At 56.0% G+C, this 13,773-nt stretch carries 13 protein-coding genes; 8 read left to right on the forward strand and 5 right to left on the reverse strand.

What is annotated here, in order from left to right:
* Positions 1-5 precede the first annotated feature (5 nt).
* Together PSES9_RS0104490 and PSES9_RS0104495 are read left to right on the forward strand one after the other, a co-directional pair.
* On the forward strand, positions 6-704 hold the full coding sequence (locus PSES9_RS0104490) for a cytochrome P460 family protein (protein WP_010484537.1): 699 nt from the start codon (positions 6-8) through the stop codon (positions 702-704).
* A gap of 622 nt (positions 705-1,326) precedes the next feature.
* Entirely contained in the window at positions 1,327-2,331 is a 1,005-nt protein-coding gene (locus PSES9_RS0104495; RefSeq protein WP_010484538.1) for a DUF2860 family protein, read from the forward strand.
* 209 nt (positions 2,332-2,540) lie between these two features.
* Here PSES9_RS0104495 and PSES9_RS0104500 read toward each other — a convergent pair whose 3' ends face one another.
* Entirely contained in the window at positions 2,541-3,275 is a 735-nt protein-coding gene (locus PSES9_RS0104500) for a substrate-binding periplasmic protein (RefSeq protein WP_029529369.1), read from the reverse strand.
* Positions 3,276-3,555: 280 nt separating this feature from the next.
* Positions 3,556-4,428 carry a LysR substrate-binding domain-containing protein gene (locus PSES9_RS0104505; RefSeq protein WP_010484541.1) on the reverse strand — a complete coding sequence of 291 codons (873 nt, stop codon included), beginning with the start codon at positions 4,426-4,428 and terminating at the stop codon, positions 3,556-3,558.
* 112 nt (positions 4,429-4,540) lie between these two features.
* Here PSES9_RS0104505 and phnD point away from each other — a divergent pair, with 112 nt between their 5' ends.
* The 5 genes from phnD to phnX all read left to right on the forward strand — a co-directional run bounded on the left by phnD (position 4,541) and on the right by phnX (position 9,337).
* A complete protein-coding gene (gene phnD, locus PSES9_RS0104510) occupies positions 4,541-5,407 on the forward strand; it encodes a phosphonate ABC transporter substrate-binding protein (RefSeq protein ID WP_010484542.1) in 867 nt (288 codons plus the stop codon).
* Entirely contained in the window at positions 5,404-6,201 is a 798-nt protein-coding gene (gene phnC, locus PSES9_RS0104515; RefSeq protein ID WP_010484544.1) for a phosphonate ABC transporter ATP-binding protein, read from the forward strand. The genes phnD and phnC overlap by 4 nt, the downstream gene beginning before the upstream one ends.
* A 1-nt stretch (position 6,202) precedes the next feature.
* A complete protein-coding gene (gene phnE, locus PSES9_RS0104520) occupies positions 6,203-7,021 on the forward strand; it encodes a phosphonate ABC transporter, permease protein PhnE (RefSeq protein WP_029529370.1) in 819 nt (272 codons plus the stop codon).
* Between the two features lie 188 nt (positions 7,022-7,209).
* Positions 7,210-8,301: an iron-containing alcohol dehydrogenase PsrA gene (psrA, locus tag PSES9_RS0104525; protein ID WP_010484549.1), complete on the forward strand. Its 1,092-nt coding sequence runs from the start codon at positions 7,210-7,212 to the stop codon at positions 8,299-8,301.
* Between the two features lie 208 nt (positions 8,302-8,509).
* The gene (phnX, locus tag PSES9_RS0104535) at positions 8,510-9,337 is read left to right on the forward strand and encodes a phosphonoacetaldehyde hydrolase (RefSeq protein WP_010484551.1); all 828 of its coding nucleotides are present in this window, start codon (positions 8,510-8,512) and stop codon (positions 9,335-9,337) included.
* A gap of 109 nt (positions 9,338-9,446) precedes the next feature.
* Here phnX and PSES9_RS0104540 read toward each other — a convergent pair whose 3' ends face one another.
* From PSES9_RS0104540 to PSES9_RS0104550, 3 genes are read right to left on the reverse strand one after another with little or no spacing between them, the layout of a single operon-like run.
* Positions 9,447-10,238: an SDR family oxidoreductase gene (locus PSES9_RS0104540; RefSeq protein WP_010484553.1), complete on the reverse strand. Its 792-nt coding sequence runs from the start codon at positions 10,236-10,238 to the stop codon at positions 9,447-9,449.
* Between the two features lie 11 nt (positions 10,239-10,249).
* On the reverse strand, positions 10,250-11,572 hold the full coding sequence (locus tag PSES9_RS0104545; protein ID WP_010484556.1) for an MFS transporter: 1,323 nt from the start codon (positions 11,570-11,572) through the stop codon (positions 10,250-10,252).
* A gap of 44 nt (positions 11,573-11,616) precedes the next feature.
* Positions 11,617-12,555: a 3-keto-5-aminohexanoate cleavage protein gene (locus tag PSES9_RS0104550; protein ID WP_010484558.1), complete on the reverse strand. Its 939-nt coding sequence runs from the start codon at positions 12,553-12,555 to the stop codon at positions 11,617-11,619.
* Positions 12,556-12,726: 171 nt separating this feature from the next.
* Between PSES9_RS0104550 and PSES9_RS0104555 the strand changes: the two genes are divergently transcribed.
* Positions 12,727-13,743 carry an AraC family transcriptional regulator gene (locus PSES9_RS0104555; protein WP_238530369.1) on the forward strand — a complete coding sequence of 339 codons (1,017 nt, stop codon included), beginning with the start codon at positions 12,727-12,729 and terminating at the stop codon, positions 13,741-13,743.
* Positions 13,744-13,773: the final 30 nt, after the last annotated feature.

Here is a 13,773-nt window from a genome sequence, read left to right on the forward strand (position 1 = left end):
TTACTATGTTCAGTAGCGCCAAAATCCTCAGTAACACCCCAAAATGGCTTCTGCTCGCTTTTTCGCTCACTGCGATTGGCAGCATTGCCCAGGCAGCCGAGTCTCTCGACGAGGGGGTTAAAGCCAAATTCGTCGATGCTCAGACAGCGCACATCCCCGAGGGGTATCGGAGCTGGACGCATATCGGAACATTCGCCACGCCGCCAGGCAGCAGAACCATTCTCGATGGCAGCGTCAGAGAAGGTGTCCAGTTCGGCAATACCTATGTCGAGCCAACCGCACTGGCCATATACAAGGCGACCAATAAGTGGCCTGACGGTACCCAGTTCGTCAAGGAGTTCAGTGAGTCGCGTCTGTCCGAGGATTGCGACAAAAACAACGGCAGTTGCAGCAAGAACAATGGCAAGCACTGGCCGCAGAGCATTGGCAAGTGTGACAAGACCACTGGTGTTTGCGTGACGAATCACGGCAAGGGAATCTTCCAAAATGATTTCTTTGGCGTCACCTATATGGTCAAGGATGCAGCCCGCTTCCCTAATGCGCCAGGTAACTGGGCATACTTCTCTTATGGCCCTGCCAAGGACGACAAGTCATATCCGCAGACCGCCAAGGTACTGCCGTATGAAAAATGTGCGGGTTGCCATGTGGCCAATGCCAAAGACACGGATTATGTCTTCAGTGACTTGCACTTGGGGCTGCAATAAGCCCTGAACTTATGGGTTGAACCCAGCTTATGTAGCAGGGCTGTGTACTGGTCTGTACACAGCCCTGCTCAGGCCATCAAAATCATGAGGCTCCAAGAGCGCTTGTGCTGAATGCGTAGGGCTGCATTGGCTAGCATGTCCAGCGAGCCTTTGGCGGTGGGCTCTTCAGGCCCCGGCAGGCTGTGTGGGCAGGGCTCTTGCAAGGGGGTGCTGGCCGCATGATGTCCGAGCCTGCAAACCCACTGGCTCAGGTCTATTGGTCGAAAGTGCGAGCCACGTCTCGAAATGCTTGAATTCAGATCCTATCTGCGACGTCTTCAAGTGTTTTAACTTCAACCCGATCTACTTCATCGTTTGATTGCCATCACCATCAAGCGCGGACTGAGTTTCAACTACCCAGTGGCGCAAGGCACAGGCGGTTGGGAAGTTGCACAGGCCACTGTTTGATTCCGTCGCGCGATACCATATTCTTGCAGTTGAAATACATCGGTTGCTGTATAAATCGTCTAAAGTTGAGCCAAGGATAATACGGTCAAGTACAAATGCTGTTTGGTCTGTGTTTTGAAACCTCAGCCAATAAGAATTTTTTCTCGTGCCCAGCTGCGTTTTACAGGAGTAACAAATGCGTAGACTTATCTTGACGACCCTTGGTTTGGCAGTGGCTTGCTCAGCCCAGGCGTTTGACCGAATCCCGAAGAAAGATGGCTTCAGTGGCTATGCATATCTGGGAGCTAGCGCCAACCGCATGGAGAGCAACACAGTTGCAACCTTGGCCGGCACAGATGTCAGCGACAGCCATATCGACTCATTGAATAGTTCCCCAGACAGCAAGAGCTTTAGCAAAATCGTTCCTGCTTTTGGCCTGTCCTATAAACTGCAAGGCAGTCGTACCGAGTTTTTTGGTGGTACCGAGCTTGAGGACTTCCTGACCCAGGACGGCACTCTCGCTTTGGGTGTACGCCAAGGTATCGGCCATCTCGGTAATATCAGCGCCAGCCTGCTTGCTTCCACGCCTGTTGAGGTCTGGGAAGATCCATACCTGGTTAATGGCAAGCGCAAGGAAACCGACCGCACTAGTTCCGGTGCGCGTATGTCTTGGGAACACATTTTTGAATCCGGTTTCGACGTCACCTATACCCATCGCAAGATCGATATAGACGATGAAGACAGTGGTGAGGCCCTGGGCCTTAGCTCAGCGCAGCGCAAGCTGCTTGATCGTGAAGGTGACGAAAGTAAACTCGATGTACGTTATGTCTGGGGTATTGGCAGAGACCATATTGTTATCCCGACACTTAGCTACATCAATCGTGACCTCGATGGCGATGCCATGGCCATGGATGGTTATCAAATGGAACTTAACTACGCTTACACAGGTTTTGACCGCTGGGAGTTGGTGACCAACTTGACTGCGGGCCATTTGGAAAGCGATGACCGCAACCCGATCTACGACAAAAAGGCCGACTTGGATCGCATGGGTATTTCCTTCGCCGCGACCTACAAAGAGCCGTTTGGCATGAAGAACTGGCGCGCCCGTGTGGTTGCCAACTACGGTGAGGAAGACAGCAACATCGACTTCTATGACACCAGCATCAAGAGCTTGAGCCTGGGTATGCTTTACAACTTCTAAGCCTCACGGCTGGAGCACTCCCAACCTCTGCTTTCGGCAGGCCATACGGGCTGTCGAAAGCAGTTGCGCTGAAACATCCCGCCCCAAGGCCCGGCAGATTCACTGTCGAGGCATTCGAATCCAGCTTTTGCGTCAAGTCCATACACAACCTGAGCTTACAGACTTTGCACCAGTTCAGGGCCCGGTTGTGCGCGACAGGCTGGAGTTCATCAATGTTCATACCGTTGCTGGATGCGCGCCAGCTCGCCTGAGTCGCGCAGTTGCTCCAGTGCACGGGCCCAGGCGGCTACTCGTTCGTCAGCACTGTCGCGGCTAAAGGCTATATACAAGGATGAACGATAAAGCTCGATAGGTATTTGGCGCAGTGTGCCTGGGGCAATATTCAACTGACGGCTGTAATAAGCCACCCCCGAATCTGTATCGCCGATGATGATGTCGGTGCGCCCGGCCAGCAGCATGCGGTAGAGCTGAAGATTCTGGGTTGCGCTGGTGTCGAGGTTTTTGAAACCCAGTGACTGGAGCATTCTGGGTACCAGGCCGGCATAGCGTGTGGTGATCCGCGGGGCGTGCAGCAGTTGCTCCAGGGAGTTTATCGGCGGCGCACTCGCCAACTGGTAAGGGTGGATGGACTCTTCCACTACCGGTCCAACCCATTTGTACAAAGGTTCGCGTTCAGCCGTGCGGAACAAGGAGTACATGATTGTCTTGGGGCGGGTTTTCAATCTGTGCGTGGTTCGCATGCTGGGCAGCAGCACTATCTCGAAGTCATCCCCGGTTCGCGCCATGATTGCCCTGACGACCTCGGTAACCATACCGGTGATCTGGTTGTTTTCACTATAGTTGTAAGGCGCCCACTCTTCGGTAACAACCTGGTATTGCCCGGCCCTGGCAACGGTCGTTAGCACGAGGCAGAGCAACGCTGTAGTTAGTGTTGAATATTTCACGGGTTCGGTTAGTTCACCTAAGGAGCCTCAGAAAAAGGTAGCGAGCGAAGATAGGACAAGGCAAAAAACTGCGAAAAGCGGAGTTTACGTGCTGTAAATGAGCATTTTGAGCAGTTTTTTAACGCAGTAATATCGAGCGCAGTAGTTTTTCAGAGGTTCCATAATGGGCTGTTCCAGAATGAGGTGTCAGTAAGGATAGACCCTGATCTCGACTTGGCTGTATTAAGTGGCGAGGGCAGGCTTCTGGTTTTCCGCTGGGCATTGTGCTGAGCAAAACCGTTCAGCGTTGCTGTCGGGCCTGGTCTGCGCAAGCAAGGAAGCTTTCTATCATCTGGCTGCCCTTGCGTTCGGCCAGGCAGTATAGATATGTCTCGGTGTGTATTGGCTCGCCTTCGATGCGGATCACCTTGAGTTGCGGGTCGCCAATGTATTCCGCCGCTGAAACCATGCCCAGGCCGATTCCTCTCACAACTGCCTCGCGCAAGGCTTCGCGGCTGCCAATCTCCATGACCATGCGGGGTGTGACGTGCCGTTCAGCCAACACCTTTTCGAACGCCAGGCGGGTGGTGGAGCCCTGTTCGCGGTAAAGCATGGGTTGCCCTTGCAGTTCTTCAAGTCGAACCCTGTCGCGTTGGGCCAAGGCATGTGTGTGATGGGCGAACAGTATGATTGGGTGGCGTGCATAGAGCATGCTATGAAATGCCGGGGAGTCATGAAACCCAGCCAGTACGCCTATTTCTATCACGTAGTTCTCAAGGTCAGCCAGCACTGAGGCGGAGTTGCCGATACGGATCGACAGATCGATCTGCGGGTAATCGCGCCGGTAGGCATCGACCATCTCTATGACATGGAATGGCCCCACGGCGCCCAGGCGCAGTTGCCCGCGGGAGAGGGCGCCTGAGTCTCGGAGTAATCCGTCTGCCTCGGCCTCCAGGCTAGTTAGTTGCTGGGCGATTGGCAGTAGCTGGCGGCCGACACTGGACAGCTCGGCGCGCCGGCCACGGCGATGGAAGAGCTCGAGATTATGCTGGCGCTCCAGCGCTTGAACCTGGGTGGTGATGGTAGGTTGGCTCAGGCCAAGGGAGCGGGCACCTGCGCTGAAACTGCCGTGTCGCGCGACAGCCAGAAAGGCGCGCAGTTTGCTGTTCGACATCCATAGATCCTTTCAATACTTTTCGACGTAAATGCATATTGAATCGATCGTATGACCGTCACATTAAAGGGTTAGGGTAACTGGCATTCCCACAACAACTGCTGGAAATGCCATGACCACTTTTCGCAAACTGTTTTGTGCCTGCAGTGTTTTATTGCCGCTGCTTGCCAGTCCACATGCATTGGCCGAGTCTGCCCTGCGCATCGGCTTGATTCCTTCCGAGGACTCGCAATCAATGGTCGAAAGCAGCCAACAAGTGCTCGACCAGCTCGAGGCAGGCCTGGGCATGCCGGTGAAGCCCTTCGTGGCGACCGATTACAACGGTGTGATCGAGGCCTTGCGCTCGAAAAAGCTGGATGTTGCCTACCTGGGCCCGTTTTCCTATGTGTTTGCCAATAAAATGGCCGACAGCGAGGCTTTTGCTGTGGCCGTGACCAAAAAGACTGGCACCAGCGCTTATCACAGCTTGATCATCACCCGTCGTGACAGTGGTATTAAGACCTTGGCAGACCTCAAGGATCATACCTTTGCCTTCGTTGATCCGAGCTCAACCTCCGGCCACCTGTTCCCCAAAGCCGGTATTGAGCGGGCGGGCTACCAGCCTGAAGAGCTGTTTTCGCGGGTGATGTTCTCCGGTTCCCATGACGCCAGCATCTTGGCCGTGGTCAACCGTAAGGTCGACGCAGCAGCGGTGGCTGACCGTATTCTCGCGTCGGCGATCAGCCAGGGGCAGATCAAGCAAGACGATATCCAGATTGTCTGGAGTTCGCCGGATATTCCGGAGTCGCCGATGGTCTGGCGCAAGGATCTGGACCCGGCCCTTAAGCAGAAGCTGGTCAAGGCGCTGGCCCAGGTCAAGGACGTGCCTTGGGGCGACCAAGGTGTGCTCAATGGTTTTCAACCGACCACCGATGCTGCCTACGATGTGGTCCGCGATACTGCCAAGGTGCTCGATCTCGACCTGAGTAAGATGAAGTGATCAGGGTTAGCCAACTGAGCAAGCACTACGGTGGAAACCAGGTGCTGCGCGGCATCGATCTGCAAATCGGAGCTGGTGAATTTGTGGTTGTGCTTGGTCAGTCCGGTGCGGGTAAATCGACCTTCCTGCGTTGCATGAACCGTCTGGCCAGGGCCGACGGCGGTGAGCTGCAGGTGGCCGGCATCGATGCATTGGATGCCCGTGATGAGCGTGCGCTGCGTCGCCAGGTGGCGATGATCTTCCAGCACCACAATGTGGTGCCGCGCCTGTCGGTATTGAAGAACGTGCTGACCGGGCGGCTTGCTTCGGTGTCGACCCTGGCCTCGGTGTTGCAGCTGTTCAGCCAGGCTGACGTCGAACTGGCTCGCCAGTGCTTGCTTCGTGTCGGGCTGGCGCACAAGGCCGATGCGCGAACGGACTCACTGTCCGGCGGGCAGATGCAGCGCGTCGGCATCGCCCGGGCGCTGGCTCAGCAACCCAAGGTGATCCTGGCCGATGAGCCGGTGGCCAGTCTCGACCCGAAGACCGCACGCCTGGTCATGCAATACCTGCACGATGCCAGCCGCGAGCTGGGGATTACCGTGGTGTGCAACCTGCATCAAGTGGAGTTCGCCCGTGAATACGCTGACCGTATTGTCGGTTTGGCCCATGGCCGGCTGGTCTACGACGGCGATGCCAGTGGCCTTGATGAGGCGACCTTGCAGCGTATCTATCCAGACGCAGAATCCACTGAAGATGAATCCGCCGCGGCCTATGCGCCGCAGTTGCACTATGCCAATGGACTGGGAGGCTGACATGGGTACGCACGAATATCGCTGGCTGGTGAGTACGCCTGAAAGCCTGCGTGGCTGGGCCGTCAGCGGCACCCTGCTGTTGGTGATCATTGCCTTGCTGCACTGGAGTGCGGGTGGCGCGGAGCTCAGTTGGGGCGAGTTGGCGGCGGGGTTGCCGCAGATTGGTGATTTCATCAGCCGTTCGGTGCCACCTGATCTGGACATCTTGCCAAAGTTGCTCGCCCCGGCGCTTGAGACGGTGCAGATTGCCATCTGGGGAACCCTGCTCGGCATCCTCTTCGCGGTGCCGCTGGCATTCCTCGCTGCGCGCAACCTGCACAGTAATCGCTGGTTGTATCAGGGGACCCGGCAGGCGCTCAACGTGATTCGCAGCATCAATGAACTGATTCTTGCACTGGTATTTGTCTCGGCGGTAGGCCTGGGTCCGTTTCCCGGTGTGCTGGCCTTGGCTGTGCACGGCGTTGGCATGCTCGGAAAGTTCTTTGCCGACAGTATCGAGGAAATTGACCAAGGCCCGCTCGAAGCCCTTCGCGCAACGGGGGCCAGGCCCCTGCAGGTGATTGTGTTCGGGGTCTTGCCGCAGGTGATTACTGCCTGGATCGCGGTGATTCTGTATCGGTTCGAGGTCAACCTGCGTTCCGCGACGGTGCTGGGAATGGTCGGTGCCGGCGGCTTGGGTTTCGAGCTGGTGAGCAGCCTCAAGCTGTTCAAGTACCCGGAAACGGCAACCTGCATCATCGTCATTACCTTGATGGTCATTGCCGCGGACATGCTTTCAGGTCGTCTGCGCAAGGCCATTCAGGGCGACGGCAGGCATTGAGTGACCTGTTTATGCACTTCGGCCTGGCCGCAAAAAAACATATAGATGGAGTAACAGTGCGATGAGCGACTTCATTGTGACCAGGGGCGCTATGGGTTTGACCGATCACCGCCCCGGACCAATCGATTCGAGCCTGAATCACTCGGAAACTATTAAAGCCGCAGGTTCAAACAATAAAAGGACGCGTCATGTCTGCCCAATTTCATAACCCGGTTGCCACCTATTTCGGCGCTGGCAGCCTGAGCCAGGTTGTTGCCCTGACCGAAGGCCAGTCCGTTGCCCTGGTGACTTTTCCCGAAGCGCGTGACCTGGGTTTGATCGACACACTCCAGGCATTGCTTGGCGATCGCTTGATTCACCTGGTCGAGAACGTCCAGCCTAATCCTGATGTTGCCCAGTTGCGCGCCACCTACGAGCGGTTCTGGCAGCAGGCGTCCGGCTGTGAAGTTGTGCTGGCCGTTGGTGGCGGCAGCGCCATAGACACAGCGAAGGCGCTGATTGTCGGCACCGACTCCGGCCAGTTCGATGAGCTGCTGGCGCTGTTGGCCACTGGCAAAACCTTTACGCCGCCGCGCCACAAGAGGCTGATAGCCGTACCGACCACCGCTGGTACCGGCAGTGAAGTAACGCCTTGGGCAACCATTTGGGACTCGCAGCAGCAGAAGAAGTATTCGCTGCATTTGCAGTGCACCTGGCCAACTGCAGCTATCATCGACCCAGACTTGATGCTCACGCTCCCCGCTGCTGTAACTGTCTCGACCGGGCTGGATGCGCTGTCTCATGCCTTGGAGTCGATCTGGAATGTCAACGCCAATCCGATTTCCGACACCCTTGCTGTTTCTGCCATCGAGGACATTTTCGATTGTCTTCCCCTGCTGCAGCAAAACCTGGCGAGCCGCGAACTGCGCTCGCGCATGGCCTTGGCTGCCCTGAAAGCAGGATTGGCCTTTTCCAACACCAAGACGGCCCTTGCGCATTCCATTTCCTATGAGCTGACCCTGCGTCACGGCCTGTCTCACGGCATAGCCTGTTCCTTCACCTTGCCGTACGTCCTGGGCCTGGCCTGGGGCAAGGAGGCGGGGCGGGACCAGACGCTGCAGCGAGTCTTCGGACCCGACCTGGGTCAAGCCCAGGCGCAATTGCGTGCGTTCCTCCATCGCCTGGACGTCAAAACCGAGTTTGCCGATTACGGAGTGACCGAAGGTGAGGCGCGGCAGATGGTTTTCTCCGCCATGCAGGGCGCGCGCGGCAAGAACTTTATCGGTTCACAGGCTGCCTGATCCTGTCCGCGCTGGCTGCTGGTCGCACAGCTGGTGCTGTATTGGATCTAGGTTGTATTGCTCCAGCGTTTCAGGATCAGGACGAGCAATACAGATTCAGCCGGGCGCACTTGGATTTCAACTGGATTGCCGAAAGGCACACATGAATATCGATTTCAAACCTCATTCAGCTCCTGCGTCTGCGGAGTTTTTGCAAATGGAGAAAACCATGAACTACCAGCAACCCACCCACCTGCAGGCTGCGATTCTTGATTGGGCCGGCACCGTCGTCGATTTTGGCTCCTTTGCACCCACGCAAATCTTCGTTGAAGCCTTCGCTGAATTTGGTGTCGCGGTTTCCCTGGAGGAGGCGCGCGGTCCGATGGGCATGGGCAAGTGGGATCACATACGCACCCTGTGTAACGATCCGCAGATTGCCGAGCGCTACCGCGCAGCATTTGGTCGCACACCGACGGATGCTGATGTCACCGCCATTTACGAGCGTTTTATGCCGCTGCAAATCGAAAAGATTGCCGACCACTCGGCGCTGATCCCCGGTGCGCTCGATGCCATCGCCGCATTGCGCGACAAAGGTTTGAAGATCGGGACCTGTTCAGGTTATCCGGCGGTGGTCATGGCCCGGGTGGTCGAGTTGGCGCGTACCAACGGCTATGTGCCGGATCATGTGGTCGCAACCGACGAGGTGCCTAATGGCCGTCCGCATCCGGCGCAGTCGCTGGCCAATGTCATCGCCCTGGGCATCAGTGATGTCGCTGCCTGTGTAAAGGTCGACGACACCTGGCCGGGCATTCTCGAAGGCCGCAGTGCCGGTATGTGGACAGTCGCACTGACCTGCTCGGGCAATGCCCTGGGCCTGACCTATGAGCAGTTCAAGGCACTGCCGCAAGACAAGCTCGAGCAGGAGCGCGCACGTATCGGCCAGATGTTCGAAGGTTCGCGGCCGCACTATTTGATCGACACCATTGCCGAGTTGCCTGCGGTAATCGATGAGATCAACGCTCGGCTGGCTCGTGGCGAGACGCCGCAAAACAACTGACCGGGCATATGCTGTCGCGATGTGGTCGGTTTCAACATGGCCACATCGCCTCAGGTTCAGCAGGGCTGCTTGTGGCCCTGTTGCTGGGCGGCGGTGCTGAGCAGCTCAATCATAGATATTCAACGTTCCCATCGATACTTATCGCCTGGCCAGTGATATTGACTGCGGCTGGGGATGACAAAAACAGCGCCATGGCGGCAACGTCTTCCATGGTGACCATCCGGCGTAGGGATATTTTCTCCAGGTACTGATCGCGCATTGAGTCGAAGCTGATGCCCAGGGTTTCTGCCCGCGCGCCAATTACTCGATCCATGCGCTCACCTGCAACAACCCCAGGCAGGATCGCGTTCACCCTTATATTGTGTGGGCCCAGTTCATTGGCCAGTGATTTCATGAGCCCGACAATTGCCCACTTGGTTGATGCATAGGGTGTTCTGAAGGGATAGCCCAACCGACCGGCAACCGATGACATTGCAATAATGTGTGGGTGCTGGCCTGATTGCCTGAGATAAGGCACAGCTTTGCTCAGAAAGTAGTACTGGCTATTAAGATTGGTCGAAACTGTCTGCTCCCATGCGTGTGCATCCAGCTCGTCGATGTTGCCCGTTGGTCCGGCAATGCCTGCGTTATTGACGAGAACGTCTATGCCGCCAAGCAGGGCCATGGCTTCATCCATTATGCGGTCGACATGCTGTTTGATACTGACATCCACCACGCCCCCTAGCATGCCCGGGTGCTCAAGCTTCATGCGTTCAACAGCGCTGGCGTCGATATCGCAAATGTAGACCTGCGCATCAACCTCATAAAACGCCTTGGCGATAACCGCGCCGATTCCCGCTGCGCCACCGGTAATCACAACTTTCAAGTTGGCAGCGGGCGTTAGCAAGTCAACAATCCTCATCTGTTTTCCTCTTACTCGGTAATCGGCATGGCTGTGGCATTTGTCTCAGCATTGATTGCTTTTGCCAGAGCGGGCACCAGCAGCAAGCCCAGAACGGCGGCTGCAAGGATCACGTAGAAACCAGACGAGCTCAAGCCCGAAGCCTTTTCTACCAGACCGAACAGATAAGGCCCCGCGAAGCCGCCCAACAGGCCGATGGTGTTGATAAACGCCAAGCCTGCAGCGGCCTCAATGCCTTGCAGGCGTTTCATGGCAATTGCCCAGTAAATGGGTAGAACGCCACCGGCGAAAAAGGCCGTTGCGGTAAACAGGGCAATACGCGCCGATGCATTGTCGATCAGGGTAAATGCAACAGCGCTGGCAATCAGGCCGCAGGTGAACAATCCCAGGCAATAGCAGTCGCGGGCTATTTTCCGGTGAATCCTGGGCAGGATCAAAACGCCAGCGAGAAACCCGATGCCGACACTGCTTGATAGCAAGCCCACGGTTAATGGCGAACTGATCTGCATTTGCTGGATGATCGACGGCGTGAAGAACACCAGCCCGACGAAAGCCACTTGGTTAAGGAAGTAAATCAATCCGATCAGTATTGTCGTCGGGCGCTTCAGTGCTTGAACCCAGTGACCAGAGTAGTCATGGGGATTTGCATGCCCGGGGAGCAATGCATGGGCTTCTAGTGACTCGGCTTCCACCTTGCTCAACCAGCGTGCGTTGCGTGGGCGCTCGGGCAATTTGAACCAAAGGATTACCCCCACAATAATGCTGGGCAGACCTTCCAGAAGGAACATCCACTGCCAGCCATGCAAGCCGCCAATGCCGTCCATCTTCATCAGTGCGCCCCCGATTGGATTGCCGATCACCAGCGCCAAGGCAGGCGCTATGTAAATCCAGCCGACGGCTATCGCACGATCCTTGGGTGCAAACCACAGGGTCACCATATACATCAGTGCGGGGAACAGGCCCGCTTCGGCGATACCCAGCAGGACCCGAAGCAAATAGAAGGACCATTCGCCCTGGACAAACATCATGGCCGAGGACAGCGCGCCCCAGGTTACGGCAATCCTGGCAATCCAGCGGCGTGGACCTATGCGGTGCGCCAGAAGGTTGCTAGGAACCTCCAGCAACGCATAGCCGAGGAAGAAAATTCCAGCGCCCAGGCCATATGCAGCTGCACTGATGCCAAGGTCTGCACTCAGCGCAAACTTGGCGAGTGCGACGTTCGTACGGTCCAGGTAGGACATGAAGTAGATTGCGCACATCAAGGGTATAAGCCGGACCATTGCCCGCCGGGTGGCGAGCCCATGGATCTCTGCGCTGCTGAGCATGATTGTCATGAAGAAGCCTCATTTTTATTTTTGTTGCAAGGTTCGGGTAAAGGTTAAATCTCGACCTTGTGTTTGCCTTTGAGCCCAAGCATTTGCCGGGCTTCCTCGGGTGTAGCTATTTCGAACGACAACTCTTCGAGGATGTGGCGGATCTTTCGTACTTGCTCGGCATTGGTTTTGGCCTTGACCCCTTTGGCGAGATAGATGCTGTCTTCCAGGCCTACGCGCACATTGCCGCCCATGATCACGCCCATGGTTGTCAGTGACAGTTGATGCCGGCCGGCACCGAGAATCGAAAACTCATAGTTGTGGCGGCCGAATAAGCGGTCCGCAGTGGACCTCATGACTGCCATGTTTTCCGGGTCGGCACCGAGGCCGCCGAGAATACCGAAACAGGATTGGATAAACAGTGGCGGTTTCACGAGCCCTTGTTCGACGAAATAAGCCAGGTTGTACAGGTGGCCGACGTCGTAGCACTCAAACTCGAAACGGGTACCGTATTCCCCGAGCTGGAGCATGATGTCTTTGATGTCTTTGAAGGTGTTTTTAAACACCACATCTTCCATGCCCTCGATATGTTCTTTCTCCCAGCCATGGCTCCAGGATGAAATTTTCCGGGCAATGGGGTGGATAGAAAAATTCATCGAACCCATATTCAGCGAGCACAGTTCGGGCTTGGCAATCAACGGATAGGCGAGCCGTTGCGCCAGCGTCATGCGAGTACTGCCGCCGGTGGTGATGTTGATAACGGCATCTGTTGCTTGGGCGATCGCCGGGACGAATTGGCTGAAGACTTCTGGGTCAGGAGTCGGTCGGCCGTCATCCGGGTCGCGTGCATGCAAGTGCAGGATCGCTGCGCCAGCTTCGGCAGCTTCGATGGACTGTTCCTCGATTTCTCTCGGTGTGAGAGGAAGGTATTCAGACATCGACGGCGTGTGCGTGGCGCCTGTAATTGCACAGGAAATGATGACTTTGCGATTCAACTGGCTCATTGGGGACCTGGCTTGTTATTGGACTTTTACCGGCGCGATAACACGCGGTGGCGTTTGCAGGCGCGGTCTATAAAACAAGCTTATTGAAATTCCCATGTGTCGGTAAGATCATTAACGGACACAAAAGAATCTATAAAGGACAGGGAAAGGAACCAGCCAATGCCCCCCAAAATGCCTTTGTTCAATGAGCGTATCTACGCTCCCTATAAAATTGCGGCATTAGTTGAGGTTCTTGCAGAGCAGGGCATTGCACCGGCTGACAGCCTGAGAGGCAGCGGTGTGGACGAGGACAAAATCTATGATGCGACGGCGCTGACTTCGGTGCGCCAGTACGCGACGGTCTGCGGCAACGCGCTGAGCTTGTCGAAAGACCCTGCCACGCCCTTTATCACCGGTTCGCGCTTGCACCTGTCGGCCTATGGGATGTATGGCTATGCGCTGATGTCTTGTTTGTCGCTGCGGGACTATTTCAGGCTTGGGGTTAAATACCATTCGTTGGCAACGCCTACGCTGACCATTGAATGGCATGAGTATGAAAACGAGGCGGTGTGGACCTTCCCTGATGCTTCGAACCCAAGCCCGTCCAGGGAGATCAAGCAGTTTCTTATCGAGCAGCAGTTCACCCAGCACGTCACCCACCTTCAGGATGTTTTCGGGAAAAGCTGTCCGCCAACCAAAGCCTGTTTTTCTTACCCGGCTCCGGCCCATGCCGCGATCTACGAGCAGTACCTGGGCTGCCCATGCATTTTCGATCACGATCAGTGCGAGCTGTATTACGACAGCTCGATACTTGAGCAAAAGCCCCATCTGGCACATCGTTTGACGGCCACGGTATTGCAAGAAACTTGCGACCGCCTGATTGGTCAGGCAAAGGTGTCTTCGGGTATTTCGGGCGAGGTGTACCAGATGATGATGCAAACGCCGGGTGAGTTTCCGAGTATGGAAACTGTCGCGCAAAAGCTGTACATGACGACTCGCAGTCTGCGGCGCAAATTGCAGGAAGAGGGCATTTCCTTTGTGCAGATTACCGATGACGTGCGCTGCTCCTTGGCCATCGAATACCTTAAAACGACGATTATGAGCACCGACGATATTGCATTGCTGCTGGGGTTTTCCGAACCCACGAACTTTCGTCGTGCCTTTAAGCGCTGGACGGGGAAAACCACAAAAGATTATCGCCAGGGCTGAAGCTTCGTCGTGACACCGAGCCCAGGCACA

Source organism: Pseudomonas sp. S9 (genome assembly GCF_000222125.1).
Taxonomy (GTDB): Bacteria; Pseudomonadota; Gammaproteobacteria; order Pseudomonadales; family Pseudomonadaceae; genus Aquipseudomonas; species Aquipseudomonas segetis.